Source organism: Actinopolymorpha alba DSM 45243, assembly GCF_000373925.1.
Lineage (GTDB): Bacteria > Actinomycetota > Actinomycetes > Propionibacteriales > Actinopolymorphaceae > Actinopolymorpha > Actinopolymorpha alba.
In genome coordinates this window covers 49,057-73,529 of sequence record NZ_KB892765.1, presented here as the reverse complement: position 1 = coordinate 73,529, position 24,473 = coordinate 49,057, and the positions used below count along the sequence as shown (strand labels likewise).

Genomic DNA, 24,473 nt, shown 5'->3' with positions numbered 1-24,473 from the left:
TCAGCCAGCAGCCCATCCACCACGTCCGCCGCGGTCTGCCGGGTCTCTCGACGGGCGAACAAGCGACCAACTCTGCACATCAGCTCGCCCAGTTCGGACTCCCAGCGACCGACCTCTATGCTGAGCGCAGCGGCCATCGCGGCATCTTCATCTGTTGTCTTCACAAACACAGACAATGCAGCGGTGGCCGCCCGTCGTCACGCACCGACCCGCCGACACCCAACGCCCCTACCCAGCAAGGCCGATCAGGCAAGATCACGATCTACGGCTGTAGTACTAGTCACCGGTTTGCAGCTGTTCATAATTCGGTCTGAGGTGGAGATGGATCCTTCTGTCGCCGTGACGTGGCGCGGCAAGCTACTCGGTACCAAGGGCCCGATGACCGGCGTAAAGCGATGGACATCCGTCCTGTCACACGACACGCATGAGGCGAAAGAGTGCTGACTATCAGAGGCGTCGTAACGGCATCCCAACCGCCACCCATTGACAGCCAGTGGTCATAGGTCCTGCCACTGACCGCTTTGCCGTTGCACGTTATACCGCCACCTTCATGGCGACCCTTCAGACCGCCCGCTCATGCCGCGCTGAGCGTGCCGGACGGTCAGCCGGTCGCAGGGTGTGGCAGTGCGTCGCGTGCCAGCTCCATGTCGACGAGTCGCGCATGTTCGTCCCTGCGGCGTGTGAACCGGGCAGCGTAGGCGCGCTCAAGGTCGCGTTCGCGCATCCAGGTCGTCTGCGAGCCATATCTGTAGGGAATGCCAAGGTGGTCTTGCTGACCGATGACGTGTGGCGCGTCGGGGCTTTGGGGCACGAACACGACTAGCAGGTCCGTCTGCCCGTCGGCGCTGGCAAGCGGCAGGATCTCCAGCCCCAGCACCGGCGGATGGATGCGGGTCATGGCCAGTGATCGCAGCCGGCGTTGGGTGGCGTCCGAGATGTCGACGCTGCGCATCCCTTCGGCTTTGCCAGTTTTGCGGTCTTCCACCACGCCGTAGACGAGGAGCCCGCCTGTGGTGTTCGCCATTGCGGCGACATCCTTGGCGAACTCCTCGCGTTCGCTCTCTTCCCTGCCTGGAAGGACCTGCTTCCAGTCAAGGTCCTCCGCCTCAGGGTTTGCTGCTCGACTGCTGCGGCAACGTGCTTGTAGGTGAGCTCACCAGGAGCTTCACCGAGCTGCGCATGGGTTCGGGACCACAGTATGGACACGGCGCCACCCTAGTAGGTCTTCGCCGCCATTCGCTTCCCGTTCGGTGATGCGAATGGGAGGGAGCTCTGTAGCAATCAGGGCGCGACTCATCCCTACGTTCGGGGTGGTTGGGATAGGGCAGGTCCGCCTAGTCCTCGCCGGCAAGCGTCAGGGCATGTCGACCCTCGAAGGAGGGGTCTTCGTGGTCCACGTACGGCTGCCATGCGGTTGCGCAGACGTCTTGCGCCCATCGGCCCTCGAAGGCCTGGGGCCAAGGAGAACCGTATGGGCACCGCAGGGAAGCACCCTATTGGACTGTGACCGCCCACTCGCGCACCCGATCGATGGATCCGGCAGGGTCAGGCGCCGCGGAGAAGACCGTGAACTCGGCATAGTGCGGATGCGCGACCGGAAGAGCCGGGAGTGGATGCTCCCGGAGACGGGCAACAAGGTAGCCAGCCTCTAAGAGGTCTAAGGACTTGGCCGTATCGATCTCTGCCTTGCCGCGGTGCCAGTACTCTCCGTCGTACTCGATCGCCAGTTGCCGCCCGTCCGCCAAGTTCGCCACGATGTCGACGATCCACTGGGCGCCGCGTGTGAATGCATGATCGCGAATTCGACGTCCTGAACTGGCCGTGCCGAAGGCTGCGTTAGCTGCCTGGTGGTGCGCCAACTCGATTTGGGACTTGCCCACCACTCGACACTCCGGGCAGCCGGAGCCGGCGGTGCGCGATGCGAGGGGCGCCTCCCATGTGTGCGCTGCGTCATTGGAACAGACCCACTTGGGAATGTAGTGCGTGTTGCCCGTTGGGCGAACGTGCCATGCGCTGACGGGGTTTTCGGAGGACCACTCGGCAGCGATCTCCGGGTAGTGCCAGGCCAGCGAGTCGAGAATCGTGCGGCACTGCGGGCAGCGACGTCGTTGTCGGTACTGGCGCTCAGCGGGTGAGGCTTGCCACTCATGACCACAGATCGGGTCTCGCCACCAGTACTTACGCCGGGACGCAGGGGACACCGTGGCCAGGTTCGTGTTGGCGTTGCGAGTGGGATGCCACTGTGACGTGAGCTCTGGGCCCAGCGCGCTCATCGTCGGGTCGGCTTCGGCCGACGCCTTCCGCTCAGCACGTGTCTCCAGGCCGCGACACACCGGACACCCATCCCTGAGGTACCTCAGAGGCGTCACTCGGGGCAGATGACCCTGTGGACACCGGAAACGGCGCAACTCCAAGCCACCGGCAACCATCACGCTTCTGGGGTCGGCTTCGTCGGCCCACGCAAACCTGAGCTCGCTGACTTGCGCTACCGGCGTCTGTGCGAGCCGCTCATACTCGGCCCGAGCTGCGGAACGTCTCTCCGGCTCGCAGCGTGGGCACTGCGGCCCGTTGATCATGTCAAGCACCCGTGCCGAGAACTCAGTAGCGCAGTCGGGGCACAGCCAGGCGACCTCACGACGAGCACGGACGACAGTTGTCTCCCACAGCTCCAAGGAGTTCCGAACGTGATCCCACCAGTCCAGGACTGGCAGCGCTGAATCCTTCAGGAGCTCCTTCTTCTTCGACTTCGGGTCACGTGACGTCTGAGCGGCTCGGGATGGATTGACCTGACAGTTGCACCCCCACTCGATGTCTCCTAATCGTTCGGCACTGAGTCGGCCACAGTGGACACACTTCACATGATGCGGATCGTCCTTGAGCGAGGGGCTAGTCAAAGGGCCGAGGTAGCCGTAACCGTGAGCCTCGGCCTTGGACTTGGCCTCGTGCTCCGCAACGGGCACACGATCGGCGAACGCGCCTTGCATTTCGCGCGTCTCGCTGGCCCATCGTCGCCAGTAACAGGCACGACAGGCAGGTTCCCCTCGCTTAGTCCACTCGAGGGTCTGCTCGAAGCGGTTGTGCGTTTCGCACCCGCAGACGAGACAACGCGTCAGCCGCCACTCCTTCGGCCCGAGAAACGGCTCCAGTGGCTCAAGGCCACCCTCTCGGAGGAGTCCGGTGATGTGTACGTCGCACCATGTTGGGCGCGTCCGTGTCCGGTATGCCGCAGGCTCGTCGCACTCGGTGTACGAGCAGGTCTGCGGGACGGGTGCCATACGGGGATCATGACACGCGACACCCCGAGGAGGAGATGGTCGCAGGCGTTCGTGTCGGCGCGAGTGAAACCGACCTGCCGAGGAATAACTCGGCGATCGTCGCGGCGACGACATCGGGTGTGCGATCACGTCCACGGTGCTGGAGTCTGGGGAACTTGCCCAGACGCAGCAGGCGTTGCCGGGCGGTGGCCAGCCGTAGCCTTCGTGCAGAACGATGCCAGCGTCGGTGCCGCAGACCCCTATCAGGTGACCCTCCACCAGCAGCGCACCATCAGCTGGCGCGGGCTCGGCAAGATCGCTGACATGCGCCTGGTCCGGCTTGCCGGGAACCACCGTGATCGCCTTCATGCCCCGACCGCCTTCCCCCATGTATGAAAACATGGTCCGTGCTGTGACTCTCCGGCTCGCCAGCGCCGTACCGCCGGCAGCGAACGGGCCACAGCTGCGCGGGTTCACCCAGACTGACGACCGAGCCCTCGACGCGCACTAGGCCGGCCGAGCCGGGGGAGCCGTCGCGTACGCGCAGGGACAGCACCACCGGCCGGTTCGCGTCGATGGCGGCGTTACCTGTGCATCCACTTCCCGAGCAAGCTGTCGGAGGTGTTTCATCCGCGCATCCTCGCCCGGCGTGCTAGAGGGTTCTGCATGAGTGTCAGCGGCCGCAGCCGCCCTGCTTGTCCTGACGTACGCTCGGCCGGGCGACGTCGACGGTTCCCTTGTAGGCGTAGGATCCTCGCCGGCGACCAGCTCGATGTCGCGGTAGTCGTACTTCGCCACGTGGGTGTGGTCGGGCACGCGGCCCCACGGGAGCAGGGAAGTCGAGCCGGAACACGGTGGCCTGCAGGTCCAGGCAGTCCTCGGGGACATCGATGTAGAGCAGGTGCCGCGTCGGACACATCGCCCCAGACCGAGAGGCGGATGCTGGTGTGCTTGCTCGTCGCGGCCATTCACCGACGAGCGAACGTAGACGGCGTGCGGCCTTTGAGGGTGCCCAACACGGTCTTCAGCCGCTGGATGGCCCGCCGTGGCTGGATCCCCCCGGGTGTCGTCGCAGGTTAGGTATGCGGGTGGCGGGTGGGTGTCCGGGCCGGCCAGGCGCATCTGACCTAGAGGCTGAGAAGCCCTCAGGCATCGATCTGTGCACATGATGTCCCATTCCCCGGGTTGAGCGTGCACCGAACGCGCAGTGCACGATCAACCCGGGCCTTATGTGCCCGCGTCGTTTCGAACAAGGGACGCCCGGATGCGAGTAGATCGCACACGGACGTCCCCTGTGCGAATCACTTAGGGTCGATACCGAACAAGACGGTATGCGGCCGCTCAAGCCAGGCCCGGTACCACCGTAAGGCGGTCTGCGCGCTGACCCCCAACGCCTTCACCACATCAACCTGACAAGCACCCTGAGCGAACATCCGCCCCGCCCGCATACGCCTTTCCCGTAACGTCTCAAAGTCCCGGCGGGCACGAACACCGTGCCACCGCGCCCGCCGACCGATCTGGCCGCACCGCAGGACCCACCCAAACCGTGCAAGACGTTTCTCAACGGCCGCTGGTGGCCCGGCCACCTCACCGAATGGCGACGCCGCACCGACGGGGCGTGGTGGGAACGGGATTCTGTGAGGGGCCGAATGGTCGGGCTCGGTGCTCGTCGTCACTCAGGTGAGCTTCGGATAGTCGCGGGGCGCCCAGGCCAGCATGCCTTCGATCCGTACCATGCCCGCCTGCTCCAGTAGTAGCACCGGGTTCTCTCCGGTAAAGCGGTACAACCCAGTCTCCGGATCCAGGAACCGCGCCCGCGACTCCTCGGCGTACCAGGCCATCGCCTTGCGATACGCCGGGTCCGGCCGCACCGCCCACAACTGCAGCAAGTTTGCGAAGAAGATCGCGTGGAACCGTGCAGGCTGTGCGAAGTAACGCTCATCCTCGGCGTAGAAGGCAAGCGCCTGGGTGGCCGTATCGCGCGCCTGCTCAAGGTAGGTGCGGTCGCCGGTCGCGCGGTGCAAGAGGACCCCAGCGCCAATCATCGTGCCCTGGTTGTAGGAGAACTGGTCTAGCCTGAACACGCCGCTGAGATTGACGTTGTCCCAGTACAAGCCGTTCGGTGCAAGTAGACAACCACGCACCCACTCGTACATGCGTAGCGCCCACTCGAGGTAGTAGTCGTCCCCGGTCTCGAAGTACAGGTGCAGACCCAATTCCGCGCCAGGTGCATTAGAGACGGTATTGCGGTTCGTGGCCGTGGGAGACCGATTCCAGAAGACACCTCCAGGGAAGGGGTGGCTCGGATCGGTGTCCCAGCCGAACACGACGAGGTCGAAGATCTGCTTCGCCCGCTCCACCGAGGCTGCGTGGCCACCAGGTGTCATGTAATGACGCTGCATCAGGCCAAGCCCGATCCACTCGTTGTCGTCATACCACTGCCCGCCGCCCTGGCCCAGCGGCGGACGAACGTAGGAATCGTAGGCGGCGGGGCCGCTGTCGGGGTTCCAGTAAGCCTCGACCGCGTTGTATCGGTCGTCGACCTCAGCCGTGTACCGGCGACCGATCGCCGGAATGCCAGCCATGACCTGGGTAGCTATCTTGGCCTGGGAGAAGGGCCAGAGGAACGACCACGGGTTCACACCCTGGCGGGGGTAGGTCTGACGGTAGAGCGATGTAGCCGGGTCATAGAAGTAGCGCTGCAGTGCTCCATATGTCCTCTGCGCGCGGCGCGCGTACTTGCCGCCTTGGGCAGGCTCCGAGTCGGCGCGTGCGCTGGCCACGGTCGTGAGACCGGCTGCCGCAGCGAGACCTGCGACCACTGCGGCGCGCCGCGAGATGATTACAGCACGCTGACTCACGTGATCCTCCGGTATGTGAGATCGACGGAACAAACTTTGACCGCTTGGTATGTAGCTAGACATATCATTAGTGCGTAGAATGCTTAGCCGGATGCAAACAAGTCAAGCTTCGATCGCCAGGTTGACCAGCAGAGGACAGCCACGCCCCCGGCTCAACGTCGCCTGCTGCCACATCCTGTGATCACCGTCGACCTCTCCCTGGGAGCTGCACCGTGAATGATCCTGTAGCCGATCCGTTCCTTTACGAGCGGATCTACGACTATCTCCTCGACGAGATTCGGAACGACACGCTCAAGGCAGGCGACCGGGTTCCGTCGGAGAAGGAGCTTGCCGAGCGCTTCGGGGTCAGCCGTATCACCTCCAAGCGGGCCCTTGCGTTGCTTGCAGAGGCTGGCGTTCTAGACAGGCGCCGCGGCAAAGGATCATTTGTGACCAAACGGGCGTCCGAGCTGGAGCCCCCGCATAGCAGGGAGCGTCGCCGACGATCACAGTCGCGAAGATCGTCCTGCATTGCCCTAGTCCTGCCCGCTGCATCCGAGGCATACGGACTCGAACTTCTCTGGGCGATCGAAGAGCGCTGCGACGAGCTGGGCTACCACCTTGTCGTCAAGCGAACACGGGACCGACAAGACGTGGAGGAACGCGCGATCGAAACCCTCGTGGGCAACGAGGTCGCGGACGGCCTGATCGTGTTTCCAGTCCACGGGGAGTTCTACAATGCGAGCCTTGTCAAGCTGGTGTTCAACCGGTCGCCGCTGGTCGTCGTCGACCGGCACCTTCAGGGGATCCCTGCCTGCGCCGTCTATACCGACAATGTGGCGGCCGCACGGGCGTTGACCCATCGTCTGTTGGAGCACGGCCACAATGAAGTGGCGTTCGTGTCCCCGCCAGTGGAGAACACCTCCAGCATTGAAGAGCGCCTGCGTGGGTACCAACTCGCGTTGCACGACCGCGACATCACCGCGGCCCCGCCCTGTTTCACCGAACTCCGCTCGACCCTGCCGGGCTCCTCAACAGAGGCGAACCGGCAAGCCGATCACGAGGCGATCCGCGACTTCCTGACCCGTCAAGCAGGCGTGACCGGATTTGTTGCATGCGAGTACAACATCGCGGTTCTCCTTCGGGACGTGCTCGAGGACACCCATCCAGCCGATACACCCGCCCGAAGAGTCGCGTGCTTTGACTCGCCTCCACGGTCGCGGTCCGCCGCCGCGTTCGTCCACATCAAGCAGAACCAGCGGGCGATGGGTCGCCAGGCGGTCGATCTGCTCATCGCTCAGCTAGATGGGCAAGAGGTACCGCTGCAGACGATCATTCCGTTCTCCCTTGTCGATCCCTTCACCGCTGAGCCTTGAGCATCGACGCCATGCCATCACCGCCTGTGCGTCCGTCGCCGGCCAACCCGCGGCCGCCTCTTGACATGTTCAGCAGTCAATAGACATATTGTGTGCCAGTTGGCATGGCCTTTGGCATATCAACCTGCTGCTGGTCGGTCGAGGTCTGGTGAACGTGTCGGGCGTCAGGCCTGTCCCGGGATCAGGCGAACTAGGTGACTGAACCATCCCGCCGCACCGCCGTCGCTTGGTCGACTGGGCGGCCGTCCACTAGGGACTTGGAGTTAATGGAACGCACGAATGTACTGGTGATTCAGGCCGATCAGTTCCGATGGGACTGTTTCGGTGCTGCGGGCAACCACCACGTCCGCACGCCGAACCTGGACCGCCTTACTGCCGACGCCGTACGGTACCCCAACGCCTTCTGCACCTACCCGGTCTGCACGCCGTCTCGGTACTCCCTGCTCTCAGGGCTTTATGTTCACCAGCATGGTGGACGTACCAACCGCAGCACGCTGGCACCCCACATCGACACCTTCCCCAGGGCGCTGCGTCGAGCCGGCTATCACACCGCTGCCGTGGGCAAGATGCACTTCACGCCGACCTACCTCGACGTCGGCTATGACCATATGGAACTGGCCGAGCAGAATGGTCCTGGCCGATATGACGACGACTACCATCGCGATCTTCATGCCGCCGGCTACACCCCGGTAACTGATCTTCTCGACCAGGAGCTCGAGTTCCGGCGCGAGGCGCCGCCGGGCTACTGGAACAGCTTCGGCGCCCGAACGTCGGAGCTGCCCGAGTCACTTCACTCAACGACGTGGATTGCCGACCGCGCTCTTCGCACGCTCAGTACGTGGGCAACCGAGGCTCACCTTCTGCACGTCTCGTTTATCAAGCCGCACCACCCATTCGATCCACCAGCCCCGTGGGACCAGCTCTACGATCCCGAGGCGCTCCCGCCACTTCCAGGCTGGGCCGAACATGTGTCAGCAGCTGACAGCGGCCACCAGGACGGCTATTTCCCGTACAACACCCTGACCCGCCGTGCACTACAGAAGGTGATGGCGCATTACTACGCCACCATCACGCAGCTTGACCACCAGGTGGGACGTCTACTCGACGAGCTGCGGACACGAGGCCTCTACGATGACACTCTCATCATCTTCACTGCCGATCACGGCGAATACCTTGGCTTCCATCATCTGTTACTCAAGTCCGGCCCGATGTATGACCCAGTCGTCAAGGTGCCGCTACTAGTGAAGTTCCCGCGCTCAGTGCGAGGAGGCGAGACCAACAACAATCTGGTGTCAATGGTTGATCTCATGCCGACCATTCTGGGTGCGTGTGAGTGCGAGGCGGCGACATCACTTCCCGGACACGACCTGGCAGACGTCTCTCACAAACGCACTCACGTCTTGGCCGAAAGTCGCACCGTTCACCCGACTTATATGGTTCGGACCGAAACACACAAACTCCTGCAGGGAACCAATCCCGCCGAGACAGCCATCTTTGATCTCGTACGCGACCCTCACGAGACCACGAATCGCATCGCCGACCCTGCCCTGCGCACTCCACTGCAACAGCTTCAGGAGTACCTGTTCCGTTGGCTGGCATTCGACACACGTCCAAACTACCTCGACGAGGCCGCCCCCCAGATTGACGCACCGAATCTACCGCCTAACGATCCCACCCGGCGCACGTCACTGCGCGCCTTCTTCGCCTCCCAAATGAAGCACATCGGCTGGTGAGAGGTAACGATGACCAGAACTACAAGAGTTGATCGCCGAACCTTTCTCTACGGGTCTGCCGCGGCTGCCGGAGCAGTGATCCTCAATGCGTGCTCCGATAGAGACCAAACCTCTGGCGCGGTGGGGACTCGGAAGGGCAGCCAATCCTCGAGAGTTGGGCGAGCAAAGGGGTCCGAAACCAAGCCCCTTGGCAAGCCAGGCAAGTTCAACGAGTCCCCAAAATTGACGCTCCAGGTTGAGGCTGGAGCCCTTCCGCCGATCGAGGAGCGACTCCCAGCCAATCCCTATGTGATACCACACAAGTGGGTAAAGCCGGGCAAGTTCGGCGGCGAGCTAAGGATGATCAGCGACGTCTCCACTGGTGGCGCCATCCATGCCTCCAACAAGGAGTACTGCTACGGCCACTCACTGCTGCGGTGGCTCAACGACGGCCTAGACATCGGGCCAGGCCTGGTTGAGAGTTGGGAGTTGAACGGAGACCAATCGGAGTGGACTCTGCACTTTCGGAAGGGCCTGAAATGGTCCGACGGCCAGCCGTGGTCCACCGATGACATCATGTTCTGGTGGGAGGACCTGGTTCTTAACGAGCAGCACTCTGACACTCCGCCGGATGAGTGCAAGTCCGGCCGGGGAACTCTGGCAACCTTCCGGGCCCCTGACGATGTGACGTTGGTGCTGTCCTTTGACGCCCCGGCGCCGTTGACAGCCGATCGCCTCGCGATGTGGACCAACGGCACGATTGGCAACGGCCCGAAATGGATGGTACCGAAGCACTTCGCCAAGCAGTTTCACCCTAGGTACAACAAGTCGGCGCCAGAGGACTGGGCCACCCAGGGCGGAGTCTTTGAGAGCAAGGTCGACTACTCGCGAAATCCAGGCTGTCCCACAATGACGGGATGGCGTTTGGCCAGATTCAAGGAGGGCCAGAGCATCGTCTGGGAGCGGAACCCGTACTACTACTGCGTCATGCCTAACGGCGACCAGCTCCCCTATATCGACACTCTGACGATGTCAATCGTGCAGGATCCAGAGGTAGGCAAGCTGCAGATGCAGCGGGGCGCGTACGACTACGTACACGGACCCTTCTTCTACCTCTCGCTAGCCGACGTCTCTGCCCTCAAGCAGTCAGAACCGACGTCGAACCTTGATGTTCTCCTCTGGGACAGCGGACAAGGCACCGGATCCGCATTTTTCTTCAACTACGACTATCCGGACCCGAAACTCCGCAAGCTCATCCGGGACCCCCGGTTCCGCAAGGCTCTATCGCTCGCTGTGAATCGACCCGAAATTCAGAAGTCAATCTACTTCAACACTGGTGAGCCAACCACCGGCACGCTGAGCCCTAAGGCCAAGGAGTACAGCGTCAGCGAAGAGGGCCGCGAGGTATACCGGTCCTGGCGCGATTCGGCAGTCAACCACGACGCCAAGGCAGCGCAGGATCTGCTCGACGAGATCGGCGTGGTTGACAAGGATGGAGACGGCAAGCGCGAAATGCCCGACGGCAGCCCGCTACGGATACGTCTCGACTACCCCGCTAACGCAACAGATGAGCACAAGACCAAAAACAGCTATCTGATCAAGTACTGGGAGGAGATCGGGGTCGACGCGACCGAGAACCCCGTCGCTCCTGAGGCCTGGCCTGATCAGTGGAGCCAAGGCACTCTCATGTCCCACAGCGCATGGAGCGTGGGCGACGGTCCTAACCACCTGGTTTACCCGCAATGGCTGGTTCCGATCGAATCGACGAGATGGGCGCCACTCGAGGGCCAGTGGTACAACGTCCGCGGTACGCCAGACGAGCACAAGCAGGTTGACCTAGATCCATTCAAGCGAACGCCACCCAGAATGGAGCCAGAGGAAGGCGGACCAGTCGAGCAGTTGTGGCGAATCTATGACCGGACCCGGGTCGAACCCGACGAGCTCAAGCGGACGCAAATGGTGTGGGAGATGATCAAGATCCACATCGAGTACGGACCGTTCTTCCAGGGCTCGGTGGCCAACCCACCGCTGGTCATTCTCGCGAACAAGGACCTCAACAATGTCCCACGGAAGGAGAATCTTNCGCAGGAAGGGTTCGCCGGACCGTGGATTCATCCAACGCCAGCGGTCTATGACCCCGAGTGCTACTTCTGGTCCGATCCCGAGCAGCACCAGGCATAGGTCCCAGGATGCGACCAAACTTTGTGCTAGTCCTCGTCGATGACCTAGGCGTCGGAGATCTGGCAGCCTACGACGGCCGCCTCATCCGTACGCCTGAGATCGACCGCCTCGCCCGGAAAGGCACGATATGTGATGCGATGTACGCGGCGGCGGCGACCGACACTCCCTCGCGGGCGGGAATTCTGGTGGGCCGCTACGGCGCACGCTACCGACTGCCCGCGTCCCACAGGCCAAACCTGCCACCGAGCGAAAACTTCATGCTGCCTGGCAGTGCGCAAACCATCGCGTCACTTCTGAAGCCCGCCGGGTACTCCACCGCCCTCTTCGGCCAGTGGCGCCTCGGTGACCGGCCCGGCTCGTTACCACAGGACCATGGCTTCGACCACTTTGGCGGCACTCTCTACGGCACCGACGTTTCCCCGCTTGCCTGGTACAAGCAAGGGTCGATCGCGGAGGAGAACTTCGACCCCGCGTTCGCGGCAGCCCGAATCACTGATGAGGCCATCCAGTTCTTGCATAACCAGGACAGGCGAACTCCCTTCCTGCTCATCCTCGCTCACCTTGGTGTGCATGCTCCCTTCAGCCCGGAAGTCGCCTTTCGTGGCAGGTCGGCGGCCGGAAAGTACGGAGATGTGGTCGAGTCCATTGATTATCACCTTCGCCGGCTGACGGCAAAGCTAGCGAACGACACGCTCATTGTCCTAACCAGCGACAATGGTCCCTACTACGAAGGCAGCAATCAGGGTCGTCGCGGCAAGAAACCCGAGCTAATGGACGGCGGTGTGCGTGTCCCCTTCATAGCCTCATGGCAGGGCCGAGGTCGCTGGCGACGGGACCCGACGCCCCGCTCACTGCTAGACATCGTTCCTTCGTTCTTGGAGCTGGCAGACGTGCAGCCACCGAACGACCTGGACGGCGAGAGCATGGCCAGCATGCTGGCAGGCGGCGAGCCCACTCCTCGGGGTCCGGTATACCTGTTCTTCAATCGATGGCTCAACGCCGTTCGCAGCGATCGATGGAAGCTGCACTATGCCTACGGCAACGATGTCCGGAGAAGGCTGCCGGCGCTTTATGACGTCTCCATCGACACCCGAGAGTCTTGCAGCCTAACTGAGTTCCAGCCTGAGGTTGCGAGTGATCTTGCTAGCCGGATCGAGGCACTCCGAGCTGACGTGAGTGCGGAGGCAGGCCTCTCCACGCCAACTACAACGGACCGGTAAGGGAGCCGCGCTCAGATGTGTGCAGGAATGCCTCTGACCCGCCGCGACATAATCGCTGCTTCCGGCGCCGCAGGTGTGCTGGCCGTCACCGCTGGCTTAACCTATGGGAGGCGCCAGATCCCAACTCGTTCGCGACTGCCGAACTTTGTCGTCATCTACGTCGACGACATGGGCTATGCCGACATCAGCTGCTTCGGGGCACCGCTGACTCGAACTCCAGTCCTCGACGGCATGGCCGCGCGCGGCATGCGTCTTACCAGCTTCTACGCGGGTAACCCAGTCTGCACACCATCGCGAGCGTCGATGATGACTGGCATGTGGGCTCCGCGGGTCAACCTGCCTGATGTCCTAGGACCAGACGCTTCCGACGGACTGTCCTACACACAGGAAACACTAATCCCGGCGTACCTCAAGGAGGCCGGATACACCAGCGGCATCTTCGGCAAGTGGCACCTTGGAACGCCGAACACCTATCATCCGTTCCAGTACGGCTTCGACCGCTGGTACGGGATCCCATGGTCCAACGACCAGTGGCCGGTCCCGATCTACGACGACGAGGAAATTGTTCGCACCATTGAGGGACCCTCAGACAATCAGGACTCCCTCACACGCGAGTTTACGGAGAAGGCTGTCGAGTTCATCGACATGCACGCCAATGAACCATTCTTCCTTTACCTTGCCACGTCGCAGCCGCATGGGCCCATCGCATCCGAGTTCCATGGTAGGTCTGCCGGCGGCGCCTACGGCGACTCGGTAGAGGAGATCGACTTCCACGTGGGCAGGCTGCTTGCCGCTCTCGACCGCAATGGACTTCGCGACAACACATGTGTGATCTTCACCAGCGACAACGGCCCCTCGTGGCAGGACAGTGGTGACTCCGGCCCGTTCCTTGGACGCAAGTTTGAAACCTACGAGGGCGGGATGCGCGCACCGTGCATAGTCGAGTGGCCCGAGATGATGCGGCGGAAGGGGCTGGCCTACGAACATCCCGCTTCTGTCGTCGATCTACTTCCCACCTTCTGCGAAGCGGCGAACGTGCCAATCAACACTCAACGCACATACGATGGCACAAGCATCCTGCAAGCACTCCAGTCCGGACGCCCCGTCGAGACCAAACCAGTCGCCTACTACCGCATCAACAGTCTAAACGCCATGCGCTTCGGGCGGTGGAAGGTCCACGTCCGACGAGTCCTTAACCCACCGACGCCCGGCAGAGTCGGCTGGTCTGCTACCGCCGAGATGCCACAGCTCTTTGATCTCAGCGTAGACGAGGGTGAATGCTACGACCTGTCAGAGCATCAACCTGACCTCACCCAACAACTGGTTCGCCGCCTGCAGGACTTTGACGCTGCGCTACAGGCCGACCGCGCACGTCGATACGGCTAGCATCTCGCTTTCGTTCCCATTGAGCCTGACTGGGGTAGGTAGCTCACCGCCGGCAGCGGCCGGCACGACGCCCGTACGTCGGCCGCTCGTACGGCCGTACCTGGTCGGCGTGCACCCACATCGGCTCCGGCATGCCCACGCCGGAGCCTCTGTATGCAGGCACGCACCAGCACCACTCACCGTCGTCACGCTGCTCACGACGCTCGACCTTGCCCACGACCCACCGCTCGTCGCCGTACTCGTCTCGGCCGGCGAGGTACTCCCACTCCGTAGCACTCATGTTCGAATGGTAATCCTGCGTGTCGACAGCCGGCAGCCGGTGGCGGCCGGTACACCTTCCCTACGAACAGTAGAGACGACCGAGCCGCTGTAGCTGTTCGTATTGTTCCTCGGCGGTGTCTGGAGGCATACCACGGCGGCACCGCAACTCCGTCCCGTCGTGACCCTCCCAGATGGAGACGACGCCACCATGATGGCTACAGGCACCTCGCCGCCCGATGGATGGAGACGGCCATCCATCGGCGCAACCAAGGCCCTGATAAGTCCATCTCACTGTGAGATACCAATCTGGGACTGTCGAGGTGGGTGTAGCCGTTGGAGTAGCAGCAGGACTGGGACCGGGGCTATCGGTGACCCAAACAACCACTCCGACTATTGCAATGAACACGTATCCGACTACCAGCACCAACCCGATGGCTTTCTTAAAGACCCGGCCGAGCGAACTAGGCGGCATCCCGGGCCCTCGTCACCGTTCGCACACCACGCCGTCGCCATCGCGGTCGCGGTACCAGTCGTACTCAGGGTCGACGCCGCGTTGGTACGGGCCATAGCCGGCGGCGATGGCTTCCTTGCAGGTACCGAACCGCGGATCGGTCGCCTTCGGTGCCGGCTTGGGCTTCGGCTTAGGGGCTGGTTCGGCCTTTGGATCTGGTTTTGGCGTGACCGCGCATGCCTTCCAGAGCCCAGCTTTGGCGCTGCGTGCGGCCTCCTGGGCGGCAATGAAGCGGTCGCGGTAGCGGTAGTGGGTGTCGTAGGTGTATTCGCGTCCGAAGCCGGCGCGGATCATGACTTCGTTGAACAGCTGTCCGTCACCAAACCAGACGTAGGCAAGTGCGCGCCCGTACTTGTCTACCGTTCCTTGGGATGGGTCGATCTCCAGGCGTACGTCGCGGCCGTCGAGAAGCTTGTGGGCTTGGTTCGACGCCTCCGGGCCATAGCACTGCACGCCCTTGCGCGGGTCCTTGGTCTCCGGGGTGTCGAGCCCGATCAAACGGACCGTTTCCGTCGTCGCGCCGCGCTGGACTTTGATGGTGTCACCATCCACCACCTCGACGACGGTGAGCCAGGTCGCCGCGGCTGGTTGGGTCGTTGGCGTAGCCGTAGTGGTTGCGCGGGTCGGGCTCGCGGATGGTGTCGCCCTCGAGGCAGGTGTCGTCGGCTCTAGCGAAGCGCTCGTCTGGTCCGACGTCTCCCCAGTGACCGCCGGCGAGCAGGCGGATGCCGCAACGATCGCGACGCATGCCAAGGCATGTTTGAGCTTCAAGTGTTCCCCCATATCAAGCTGTGTTGCCTGATCACTCTCCAGCGGTGTTCGCGGTTGCATCTCGCATCAGGCATTCATGCGCAGGTCGAGCCGATCCTCTGACTCGGTCTCGTGCGACAGCTCTAGGCCAGGTCGTCAAGGTCGTCCTCGCGGGCGAGCATGCTCACGATGCTGGGAGGGTTCGACCCGCGATACGGGTGGGGTATGTGGGATTGCACTTTCATCTACCCCACCAAGTAGTGAAGGTGGTGGCCCCGGCCGGCGACCGGCCATGAGCCGCCGGTCGGGGTGCCTCTTCGCGTACGGTCAGGGACCCATCAGCCTGACCTACTGCGTGTGCGTCGCCCGCAGGCGAGGAAGTCGGCGACCATGTGCCGGATCGTGGCTGCACGCGTCATGCCGTTGACCTCTGCCCACGCATCGACCTGGGCGAGCTGCTCAGCAGTGAACGCAGTGCTGATCGTGGGGCCGACCCTGGGCCGGCCACCGCGATTCGTTGACTGTCGACCGGACATCACCAGCACGACCGATCGTCCATGCACCTGTCACACAGCTCCGAATACTCGGCGGCCCAATGGTCACCGCACTGAACACACCTCTGGGTACTGCGCTGTTCCATAGCCATCCCGTCCCAGCCGAGGGCCCGGACGGTGGCCTCGGCGACCAGCCGCGCGTTGTGAGAGTCCAGCTTGACGAACCGGAACCGGTCGCGACCGAGGATGATCGCGTAGCGGAGGACGATCTGCTCGTTCAGCGATCCCAGTCGCCGATGCTGATCCGCGAACCGCTCCAGGGCCTCGAAGCTCAACCGGGGGCGCGGTTCCATCCGGACGCGTTCCCTGACCAGGGCGTCCTGCCGTAGCCAAAAGTCGTTACCGATCAGCAGCTCCAGCGCCGCCGGCACGTGGGGGTCCTCACCTCTGGCCCACAGACGGAGCCGGTCCACAAGCAGGTCGTACGAAGTCCCGGGACGTGCGGTCATGGGCGGGTGGTTCCTTTCTGCGAGCAGCGGTGATGGTGATCAACATCATGGCGGCGTCGAGGCGGCTCGGACAGATGCTCACGGGGGTAGCCGGACGGCTGGTTGGTTGACAATCCGGGTGGGCCCCGGCATCTACTCCATGCCGGGGCCCACCACTCCCTCACTTCGCTGGGGTAACCCGGATCACGGTGATGTCCTTGTTCCGCTCGAACTCCTTTTCGATCCGCCGAGCCTCTGAGGCAGACACGGACTTGTGCACCGTCTGTCCGTCCGTGTAGGAGATTTCCACCTCATGCCGGTCGTTGCTGCTGCCCGCGTAGGCATCCCGGTCGGCCGCTGAATCGGTCACATGAACCGCCCCCTGTACGCCCTCATTGCCTGCCGCTGTGCCTGTCGCCGCTGTTCCTGCCGCCGCCGCTCCGCCTCCCGTTCGGCTTGCCGCCGTGCCTCCCGTTCGGCCTGCAGCCGTGTCTCTGCCTGCCGCTGCATCTGCCGGTTATGTTCCCGCACAGACTGTTCCTGTCGGCGTCGCTCTGCGTCCCGGACCGCCCTACGCCGTGCCTCTGCCAGTTGCCGCGCCTGCCGCTGCTGCTGGTCGGTATTGCTGCTGTTGCTACTGAACCAACCCATGATCTTTTCCCTTTCTTCTTTGGGGACTTCGTCAGAGAGAGCCACGGAGGATGTCTACGTGAGAGGCGAAGATGGTGCCGCCGTACTGCGTGTTGAGGGCTGCCACGAGGGCGGCGTAGCTGTCTGCCGGGATCCAGGCGGCTCGGGCGGCATCATCGGCGCCGGCCGTTTCGCCTGTCGGTCGGCTACCGGAAGATCTTGCGGCTGATCCGACCTGCCGCACGGGCAGCCTCCAGCGCCCGCCTGTCCGCCTGGCGGTACTGGGAGCTGTCCTTGCCGTACTTCCGCATGACGTCGCGGGCGGCATTCTGCTGACGCTCCCACTCACGGTTCGCGCGTTCCAGCTCGTCCTTGTAGCGCTTCCACGGAGACAACATGTCGCGATCCCTCCACCTGATATTGCCGTTTGACGTATGCGTCAGTTGTCAGTTTGGGCAACAGAAGAGGAGTTGTCAATATCGGAAACCCACACGATCCGAGTCGACCCACCATGCCCATGGATCGCCTCCAACTCCTCCACGCTGTCGTAAACCCCCACCGACATCACGCCGCTGTTCCACGTCAGGACCGCCTTCCCATTCGGGAACACACAACCCCACGCCACCAGACCCGTCCCCGAGACACCCGACACGTCCTCGCTGCGGTACAGCGCAAACACCCGCGGCCGCATCACGCTGCCCTCGCCGCCTTCAGCAGCCGCCCGGCCCGCTCGTTGTTGCAGCCCAGCGCCGCCCTCAGCTTGTCCCTGCTGATCGGCCGGCCGTGCTCGACGCGGTGCTGCTCGTCAAGCTGCCGCACCCTCGTCACGAGCTCTTCGTCGTCCCCCGACGGCACCGGTCGCAGCTGCACGGGCGCCGGCCTCGGTGACAGCTCAGGACGGGGCGACCGGACAGCCGTGGCGGACGACTTCGTCGACGGCCGCGCACCCTTGTCGACGGGGACAGAATTCTCCGCAGCCGCCGCCGGGACGGTTCGTCGGCCAGAGCGGCGGGACTGCACCGGCGCCGACGCCAGAACCGCCAGGTGCACCGCCGTCCCCAACGCCGCCGGCGGGATCGCACCCACCAGGACGACCAACAGCCAGCCGGGACGGACGATCCCAGCCGACACCAGGTGTGAGACCGCGTTGCCGAGGACGGACACACCCAACGCAGCAACTGCCAGGACACGGGCGTACGCCCGGGCCACATCCGGTGTCGACTTCGATGCCCACTCGAACACTGCGAACGCTGCCAGCACGTCGAGGCTGACCGGCAGCAGCCACGACGACCAGCCAGCCCACGCCGTCGCACGGGCCAGCGAAGCCAACGCGGTCGCAGAAGCCACCGCGGCGGCGGGCGCGAGCACGAGCAGGAAGGCGATTCGACGCCAGGTCATCAGATCCTCCAAGCGCTGAATAGGGCGGTGAAGAAGGCGCCGAGCGGGTCGTAACCGGCGAGATCCGCCGCGATCACGAAACACCAGACACCGAGCAGCGGTGTGATGACACACCGGCACACGAAACCGTCCGCCCTCAGCGGCAGCAGCGAGACACGGTGCGTGCCGGTCGGCCAGCCGAGCGGGCAGCCCTGAACCGTGATCATGTCGCCGAGGATGTGCACCGCCGCACCACCTGCCATCGCGAACGCCAGCCACCCCGGCAGCGTCGTCCCCCGCTCGACGAGGACGGCCGCGCCGAGGACGGAGACGCCGAGATTCACGGGCCAGTAGTCCTGCGGCTGACGTCCCGGCAGGACGACGGCGGCCGCCGCCAGTCCCAGCCCGATGCAGACGGCCAGGACGATGCCCGTCCCGACCCGGGACCACGACGCCACCCACACCAGGACGAGGACGGCGAGCAGCCCCAGGACCGAATGGGTACCCCGGCGGTGCCCGCCTGCGACCGTCCCCACGATGTCGGTGATGCCGGGGACGATTCGGTGGCGCCGTCCCCCACGCCAGAACTTCACGTGGACGCCTCCGGTGAGCGGCCCCCACATGCGGGTGACCTTCGTCCCCTGCGCGTCGAGGTCGGGGAGCAGGGCGCACCCTGCCCACACGGCGACCCAGGCGGCCTTCTCCCCCACCGACCGACCCTCGAGGACGGGCAGCGTGGCAAGACCGGCGGCCGCGCCGGACAGGGTGTGTCCGAGGGCGAGCACGTCAGCCTGCCTTCTGGACCTGGCGCTGGTGGGACGGAATCCAGCAGGCGCCCGCCCTCGTCCCGTCGGACCGGACGGTTTGCATGTTCTGGCAGCCGGTCCCGTCCTGGGTGGTGGCGTTGCACGTGTACCGCAAGTCACCTGCAGGCTGGGACGCACCACCCGGCGGTGTCCTCCTCGGCGGGGACGACGCCATCTTCGTGGCGACCAGCTCCAGCACCTTCGGCTTCTCGGGACGGGACGCCTTCTTGTTCATCCGTGCCAGCCGAACCTTCGCGACCAGACCGGACGCCTTGGCCTTCGCCGTCCGTCCCGCGCCCCTGGCAGCACGCCTGGTCAGGGTCGGGTCGTCATCGGTGCGGCGGTGCCCGAATGTCATCCGGTGCGGTTGCTGGGCACGCTTGGCCCGCAGCTGTCCTCGAGCCGTCGCTGCGCGGGCCTGCTTGTTGGCCACCCACGCTGACCGGGTGACGCCCTTGACCTTCCGCCACGTTTTGGCCCGAGCCCGCTTCAACCCGCGTCGCGCCTTGGGTGACTTCCAACAGATCAGGCTGCCGATCCCGGTGAGCAGAGCCACGGCGCCGCCGGCGATCCACCAGACGAGCATGATTCAGTTCTCCGTTCCTGTAGTGGTGGGTGACTTCTGGGGTGCCTCAGAGCTGTCTCGCCGGCTGCCACCGAGCTGCCTCGCACCTGACTCGGGGGCGACTCCCCCACCGTCCGGAGGCACCTCGGTGTCGGCCGTGAGGCAGCCAAGAGCCAGGCCGAGAGTCACCTCGACGCGGCGCAGCTCGTAGACGCGGCGGCGGCCGACCTTCTTGTCCTCGGTCTTGATTGGGAGCCGCATCCCCATCTCGTGCGCGTTGCTGGCGCCAACCGAACCGAGCACGTCCAGCGCCCGCTCGGCGAGCAGCGCGAACAGGTCGGCCGGCGTCGCGTACACCGGCTCGGCCTTCGCGGCAGGGAGTGCTAGCGGCGAGCCGCCGCGCAGCTGCCGGCCGACGTCGCACAGCGCGGACCACTGCGCGTTGTTCATGTAGTAGGTGCGGACCAGCCGCGCCACCGCGTCGGTCTGCCCGTCCGCGTCCGCGTCACCACGCAGGATCCCGGTGCCCTGCTGGGAGGTCAGGATCTCAGCGGCGTTGAACCCGCGGGTGTTCATCTGGTCACCGAGGATCATGTTCGACGCCTGCCAGTCCATGACCCGCAACGCGAACCGGGAGCCGATCACCCGGCGTAGCGACGTGAACTTCTCGGCCAGCGCCGAGTCGGCATCCTGCGTGCAGAACAACAGCCCGAACCCGACCGCCCGGTACCCCTTCACGTAGTCGATGAGGAGTTGGAGGATCTCGTCGCCGTGCTTCTCGTCGGCGATGTGGCGGTGCCCCTCGTCGATCACCAGCCACCGGAACGGCATCCCATTCGCCGCCATCGCCGACGTGAGCTTGTTCTCCGGGCACTCCTCGTCGGACATGCCACGCATCGCCGCGAACCGGGCGTCACCATCAGCAATGAACGTCTTCAGCAGGTCACGCAGATGCTCGGCCTGGTCGCGGATGGCGCCGGCTTGGTAGGTGATGGCGAACGGCTCGGCCGCCGACCAGTCCTTGCCTTGCTTCCCGTCGAAGAGGTGCAGCTCGGCGTACGGGTCGAGGATGACGCCGGCGGACAGGATCCGCGCCGCCATCGTCTTGCCGGCGTTGGGTAGCGCACCGACGAGGAAGTGGGTGCCCACGAGAGGTACCGCCGTGGGTCGGGTCCGGGCGTCCGTACCGAACGGCACCGGGTCGAACACCGACCAGGACTGCTCGTCCAGCAGGGGGTGTTCCTTCGGCTTCGCCGTGAACGGGTCGTGCGGCGCCTGCCACACCACGACCTGCCCAGGGTGGGCGCCCTGTTCAACCTGCAGCTGCGGCAGCGGGGTGGCGAATGATGCGGCCAGCCGGCCGCGCTGCTTGACCACGTCGACGGCCTCGAACTTCACCGAGGCTGGCAGGTCGAATACGACCTCGAGGCCGCCGCCGACCCACCGGGGCAGGCGGGACAGCGTGATGCCCTCGGGGTCTGGTCGCTGCGCCGTGGGCTTGTCGAGGATGCCAACCGCCCGCAGAGCCGCGTTGACCGACTCGATCGTGATGTCGGTCCGCTTGCGCGGCGCGGCCATCGCCGGCGCCGGCTTGGTGTCGTGCACCGCGCCGTAGACGATGGTGGCGATGACGGCAGGGGCGAAGGCCAGCCACTGCAGCCGGTCGTCGAAGTAGTGGCGGATCGCGAAGAACAGCAGCAGGTGCGGAACGACGACGACACCGCCGCGCCACCAGGACAGCCGGTCCGCGTTACGGCCGGCCGACACTGCCCGACCGCCCCTCTTCCCACGCTGCGGTGTCGCGGGGGCGGCGACGTCGTCGCGTTCCTTCACGGCGAACACCCAGATGATGAGGGCGAGCCAGCCGGGGATGCCGAGGAAGAACCAGCGGATGAGGAGCCACAGCCGGGTCGGGATCCCCTTGCAGATCTCGAACATGAGCCGGCCGAAGGCGGCTGAGGCGCCGCGGCGGACGGCGTCGACGGCGGCCGCGCGGTGCTCGGCGTGGATCCCAAGCCACGAGGGCCGCTGTAGCCGTTTCGTGGGTCGGGGCCGTTCGAAGCCGGCAGGGATCGGGGCGAACTCGACGGAGGTGGGTTCAATGACGGCGGGAAGGTTCGGGGTTTCGCTCGGCTCCTGGGCAGCATGAGTCCCCGGCCCTTCCTTCGTTGGGCCGGGGAACTGGATCACGTTGCCGTCTATGACGCCTCCTGAACCTCCGTGAGCGGCGGGACGAGCGAAAGGTGGGGCCGAGCCGCCGGTATCGGTATGGGATAGCCGGCGGCGATGTTGGCCAGCGCGACGAGATCGGCGGGGTGAGTGGTGCCGCATTCGCTGCATGTGACGGTGCCTGGGCCTCCGTTGCAGGGGGCGGAGTGGCATGGGCTGTAGAGCGGCATTGGCACCTCCGGCGCGATGTTGGCGGTGTGGTGGAGCGGCCAGGTTCGGGGGCCAGAGCGAGGCCTGGCCGCTCCGCCTATGGCAACTATGCCACTCGAAGTGGCATAAGCAGAATCTTCGCGGGGGCGACTGACCGAAAAACGGTCACCTATTCCACCGCTATGCCAGCGGGGCCTATCCTGGGACCGCCAGAGCCGCGACCACAGGGGGCACACCATGCACCAGCCGATCAAGATCGCCGCAGTCGGAGGAGACTGCTCGAACGGCGTCACCTGCCCAGGTGTTTGGGACAACGGCGACCCCGACCACGTCTACGTGCAGGGCACAACCACCACCGCCGGCGACATCGGGCTCTCCGACATCCCCGAACACGAGACCCTCGTTCGCATCCCCCGCACCATGTGGGACGCACGCTGATGCTGTCCCTGGACGAGACGGTCGACTATTTCGCCCGGCACTTCACCCGCACGGCGTTCCGGCTGGAGACGCTCGACCGCTACGACGTGGAGTCCGACGGCGACGAGTACCGCCGCTACCTCGCCGGCGAAGACCCGGAACCCGGGTTCAAGGACCAATGGCTACAACTACTGCGGGACGAAAAGGCGGCCGGGAAGCGCCGGCACCGAGTGCACGTCCTCCGCACACCCCTCAACGACTACCTCCGCTACGAGTGCGAGTGGGGGTACGCGCCGAACGTCGCCGCCGGCGAGGACATCCGCATCCTCGACCTATCGGAGACCCCTAGGCCAGACGAGGTGCCGTCCGAGGAGTTCTGGCTCCTCGACGACGCCCACGTCATAGTCATGCATTACGACGACGGCGGCGCCTTCATCGGCGGCGAGCCCGTCGACGACCCGATCCCATACCGGGCCGCGCGGGACGCCGCAATCGCCGCGAGCGAAGACTTCACGACCTGGTGGGCCAGACACCCCGAAGAATGGCGGACCAACAGGATGGCCGCCTGAACCCAATGAGGTGAGTAATGGGCCCATCGGCACCCGCCCGACGCGTCGCACACGACCAGGCGCGCCTCGGCGAGATGCTGCTCGAACTTCGCCACCGCGCTGGCCTGTCCGGCATCGAGGCCGGGCGCCGGGCAGGCATGAGCCAGTCGAAGATCAGTCGGCTGGAGAGTGCCAGCCGGCTCCCGAACCTCGACGACATCCGCACCCTGTGCGCGGTTTACAACGCCTCCCCGTCAGAGCAGGAGGCCCTGATAAGGCTGGCGGCCGACATCCTGGAGGTGTCCAAGCGGTCTCGTGTGGTGATGCCGCGTGGCGCTGCGCAGCTGCAGTCACACATCGGGCGGATGGAGCGGACGGCGAGCCTGGTCCGGTCGTTCTCGCCGGCGGTGGTGCTCGGCATCTTGCAGACCCCGGCGTACACGCGGGAGATCATGGCGACCGCGCTGTCAGGCGACGACCTGGACGAGGCAGTCGCGGCGAGAATCCGGCGGAAGGCGGCGCTGGGCAATGAGGGCCGCAGGTTCCGGCTTGTCATGACCGAAGGTGCACTGCGCTGGCTGCTCGGCGCACCGGCGGTGATGGTGGAGCAGATCGAGGCGATCGCCGAGGCGTCGCGGATGCCCAACGTCGCCATCGGCATCATCCCGTGGATGCGGCCGATGACGACGTTCTGCACCCACTCGTTCGACATCTACGACTCGACAGCGGCGGTGGTGGGCACGGAGGCCAACTCGGTGCCCTTCGGCGACCCGGCGGACGTGGAGTCGTACGAGCGGGCGTTCGCCCGGCTGGAGGCGGTCGCGTCGTTCGGTGAGGACGCTCGGCGGGAGTTGGCGCGGATCGGGTCGGATTACAGGCTGCTCGCCTAAAGGTCGATCCCTACCTGCCTTGCCGCTTCGAGCACCTCCGCGGGCAGTTCGGCGCCGACTGTGAACATCTTGTCCATCAATGGGTGAGCGAAGTCGCTGGGCTCGTCGGCGAGGAATACGACAGGCCCGTACAGCATCCCCCCATGCCAGCCAAGCCGTTTCATCATGGACGTGGCTCGGGTGTTGGCGGGCTGACTCGTCGCCTCGGCGTCCTCGTCAAGGTAGGCGTACCAGTAGGCGCCTACTGGCTGGATCCGTTTGCGCCATGTGCTGGCGTTCCAGAATGTGCCGAACACGTCTGGTGTCAGGTCGAGCGGCTGGGCCGGCTTGTACGTTTCGGCCGGGATAAGAAGCGCTGTGGTCATCACGCCCTCCACTCGGTGTGAGC

General features: G+C 64.7%; 24 protein-coding genes and 2 pseudogenes. 9 read left to right on the top strand and 17 right to left on the bottom strand.

All coding sequences use genetic code 11. The features are described 5' to 3' along the window. Positions 1 to 601: 601 nt before the first annotated feature. The 3 genes and pseudogenes from B141_RS42090 to B141_RS52905 all read right to left on the bottom strand — a co-directional run. Positions 602 to 1,096, bottom strand: a pseudogene (locus B141_RS42090) (AlbA family DNA-binding domain-containing protein); the annotation flags it as partial. A 397-nt stretch (positions 1,097 to 1,493) separates the two neighbouring features. Further along, positions 1,494 to 1,754, bottom strand: a complete 261-nt coding sequence (locus tag B141_RS51585; RefSeq protein ID WP_237742769.1) for a PDDEXK family nuclease — start codon at positions 1,752 to 1,754, stop codon at positions 1,494 to 1,496. A gap of 141 nt (positions 1,755 to 1,895) precedes the next feature. Next, positions 1,896 to 2,984, bottom strand: a pseudogene (locus B141_RS52905) (zinc-ribbon domain-containing protein); the annotation flags it as partial. Positions 2,985 to 3,479: 495 nt separating this feature from the next. Here B141_RS52905 and B141_RS51580 point away from each other — a divergent pair. Beyond that, entirely contained in the window at positions 3,480 to 3,650 is a 171-nt protein-coding gene (locus tag B141_RS51580; RefSeq protein ID WP_020577353.1) for a hypothetical protein, read from the top strand. Between the two features lie 905 nt (positions 3,651 to 4,555). On the opposite strand, the gene B141_RS52900 is transcribed toward B141_RS51580, so the two are convergent. Continuing rightward, positions 4,556 to 4,702: a helix-turn-helix domain-containing protein gene (locus B141_RS52900; RefSeq protein ID WP_020577352.1), complete on the bottom strand. Its 147-nt coding sequence runs from the start codon at positions 4,700 to 4,702 to the stop codon at positions 4,556 to 4,558. Positions 4,703 to 4,930: 228 nt separating this feature from the next. Continuing rightward, the gene (locus B141_RS0121995) at positions 4,931 to 6,115 is read right to left on the bottom strand and encodes a glycoside hydrolase family 76 protein (RefSeq protein WP_020577351.1); all 1,185 of its coding nucleotides are present in this window, start codon (positions 6,113 to 6,115) and stop codon (positions 4,931 to 4,933) included. A gap of 212 nt (positions 6,116 to 6,327) precedes the next feature. On the opposite strand from B141_RS0121995, the gene B141_RS0121990 reads away from it, so the two are divergent. From B141_RS0121990 to B141_RS42075, 5 genes are all read left to right on the top strand, one after another. Next, a complete protein-coding gene (locus B141_RS0121990) occupies positions 6,328 to 7,470 on the top strand; it encodes a GntR family transcriptional regulator (protein ID WP_020577350.1) in 1,143 nt (380 codons plus the stop codon). Between the two features lie 266 nt (positions 7,471 to 7,736). Then, positions 7,737 to 9,203 (top strand): sulfatase family protein, encoded by a 1,467-nt coding sequence (locus tag B141_RS0121985; RefSeq protein ID WP_020577349.1) that lies wholly within the window; start codon positions 7,737 to 7,739, stop codon positions 9,201 to 9,203. Between the two features lie 9 nt (positions 9,204 to 9,212). Beyond that, complete coding sequence (locus B141_RS0121980; protein ID WP_026257458.1) at positions 9,213 to 11,363, top strand: ABC transporter substrate-binding protein; 2,151 nt, start codon at positions 9,213 to 9,215, stop codon at positions 11,361 to 11,363. 23 nt (positions 11,364 to 11,386) lie between these two features. Continuing rightward, positions 11,387 to 12,583: a sulfatase-like hydrolase/transferase gene (locus tag B141_RS42080; protein ID WP_020577347.1), complete on the top strand. Its 1,197-nt coding sequence runs from the start codon at positions 11,387 to 11,389 to the stop codon at positions 12,581 to 12,583. Between the two features lie 27 nt (positions 12,584 to 12,610). Beyond that, complete coding sequence (locus tag B141_RS42075; protein ID WP_169512958.1) at positions 12,611 to 13,969, top strand: sulfatase family protein; 1,359 nt, start codon at positions 12,611 to 12,613, stop codon at positions 13,967 to 13,969. 43 nt (positions 13,970 to 14,012) lie between these two features. Here the strand turns inward: B141_RS42075 and B141_RS42070 are convergent, their stop codons facing one another. The 11 genes from B141_RS42070 to B141_RS45945 form a co-directional block, all read right to left on the bottom strand. Continuing rightward, complete coding sequence (locus tag B141_RS42070) at positions 14,013 to 14,249, bottom strand: hypothetical protein (RefSeq protein WP_020577345.1); 237 nt, start codon at positions 14,247 to 14,249, stop codon at positions 14,013 to 14,015. A gap of 465 nt (positions 14,250 to 14,714) precedes the next feature. After that, a complete protein-coding gene (locus B141_RS42065) occupies positions 14,715 to 15,296 on the bottom strand; it encodes a thermonuclease family protein (RefSeq protein ID WP_040422003.1) in 582 nt (193 codons plus the stop codon). Beyond that, the gene (locus tag B141_RS49500; RefSeq protein WP_020577343.1) at positions 15,283 to 15,489 is read right to left on the bottom strand and encodes a hypothetical protein; all 207 of its coding nucleotides are present in this window, start codon (positions 15,487 to 15,489) and stop codon (positions 15,283 to 15,285) included. The genes B141_RS42065 and B141_RS49500 overlap by 14 nt, the downstream gene beginning before the upstream one ends. A gap of 537 nt (positions 15,490 to 16,026) precedes the next feature. Next, the gene (locus tag B141_RS0121955; RefSeq protein ID WP_020577341.1) at positions 16,027 to 16,494 is read right to left on the bottom strand and encodes a hypothetical protein; all 468 of its coding nucleotides are present in this window, start codon (positions 16,492 to 16,494) and stop codon (positions 16,027 to 16,029) included. Between the two features lie 160 nt (positions 16,495 to 16,654). Further along, on the bottom strand, positions 16,655 to 16,843 hold the full coding sequence (locus B141_RS0121950) for a hypothetical protein (RefSeq protein WP_020577340.1): 189 nt from the start codon (positions 16,841 to 16,843) through the stop codon (positions 16,655 to 16,657). A 466-nt stretch (positions 16,844 to 17,309) separates the two neighbouring features. Then, positions 17,310 to 17,501: a hypothetical protein gene (locus tag B141_RS0121940; RefSeq protein ID WP_020577338.1), complete on the bottom strand. Its 192-nt coding sequence runs from the start codon at positions 17,499 to 17,501 to the stop codon at positions 17,310 to 17,312. Between the two features lie 41 nt (positions 17,502 to 17,542). Further along, positions 17,543 to 17,794, bottom strand: coding sequence for a hypothetical protein (locus tag B141_RS0121935; RefSeq protein ID WP_040422017.1), 252 nt, complete (start codon positions 17,792 to 17,794; stop codon positions 17,543 to 17,545). After that, complete coding sequence (locus tag B141_RS48730) at positions 17,794 to 18,501, bottom strand: hypothetical protein (protein ID WP_020577336.1); 708 nt, start codon at positions 18,499 to 18,501, stop codon at positions 17,794 to 17,796. The genes B141_RS0121935 and B141_RS48730 overlap by 1 nt, the downstream gene beginning before the upstream one ends. Next, on the bottom strand, positions 18,501 to 19,265 hold the full coding sequence (locus tag B141_RS0121925; RefSeq protein ID WP_020577335.1) for a metal-dependent hydrolase: 765 nt from the start codon (positions 19,263 to 19,265) through the stop codon (positions 18,501 to 18,503). The genes B141_RS48730 and B141_RS0121925 overlap by 1 nt, the downstream gene beginning before the upstream one ends. Position 19,266: 1 nt before the next feature. Continuing rightward, positions 19,267 to 19,872: a hypothetical protein gene (locus tag B141_RS49495; protein WP_020577334.1), complete on the bottom strand. Its 606-nt coding sequence runs from the start codon at positions 19,870 to 19,872 to the stop codon at positions 19,267 to 19,269. 3 nt (positions 19,873 to 19,875) lie between these two features. Beyond that, entirely contained in the window at positions 19,876 to 22,041 is a 2,166-nt protein-coding gene (locus B141_RS45945) for a hypothetical protein (RefSeq protein WP_020577333.1), read from the bottom strand. Between the two features lie 426 nt (positions 22,042 to 22,467). On the opposite strand from B141_RS45945, the gene B141_RS0121910 reads away from it, so the two are divergent. Genes B141_RS0121910 through B141_RS0121900 form a run of 3 tightly spaced genes read left to right on the top strand, consistent with a single transcriptional unit; the run spans position 22,468 to position 24,085 of the window. Continuing rightward, a complete protein-coding gene (locus B141_RS0121910) occupies positions 22,468 to 22,668 on the top strand; it encodes a hypothetical protein (RefSeq protein WP_020577332.1) in 201 nt (66 codons plus the stop codon). Continuing rightward, a complete protein-coding gene (locus B141_RS0121905; protein ID WP_020577331.1) occupies positions 22,653 to 23,216 on the top strand; it encodes a DUF6879 family protein in 564 nt (187 codons plus the stop codon). The genes B141_RS0121910 and B141_RS0121905 overlap by 16 nt, the downstream gene beginning before the upstream one ends. A 17-nt stretch (positions 23,217 to 23,233) precedes the next feature. After that, positions 23,234 to 24,085 carry a helix-turn-helix domain-containing protein gene (locus tag B141_RS0121900; protein WP_020577330.1) on the top strand — a complete coding sequence of 284 codons (852 nt, stop codon included), beginning with the start codon at positions 23,234 to 23,236 and terminating at the stop codon, positions 24,083 to 24,085. On the opposite strand, the gene B141_RS0121895 is transcribed toward B141_RS0121900, so the two are convergent. Next, on the bottom strand, positions 24,082 to 24,450 hold the full coding sequence (locus B141_RS0121895) for a hypothetical protein (RefSeq protein WP_157181192.1): 369 nt from the start codon (positions 24,448 to 24,450) through the stop codon (positions 24,082 to 24,084). The two genes, B141_RS0121900 and B141_RS0121895, sit on opposite strands and share 4 nt — an antisense overlap. Positions 24,451 to 24,473: the final 23 nt, after the last annotated feature.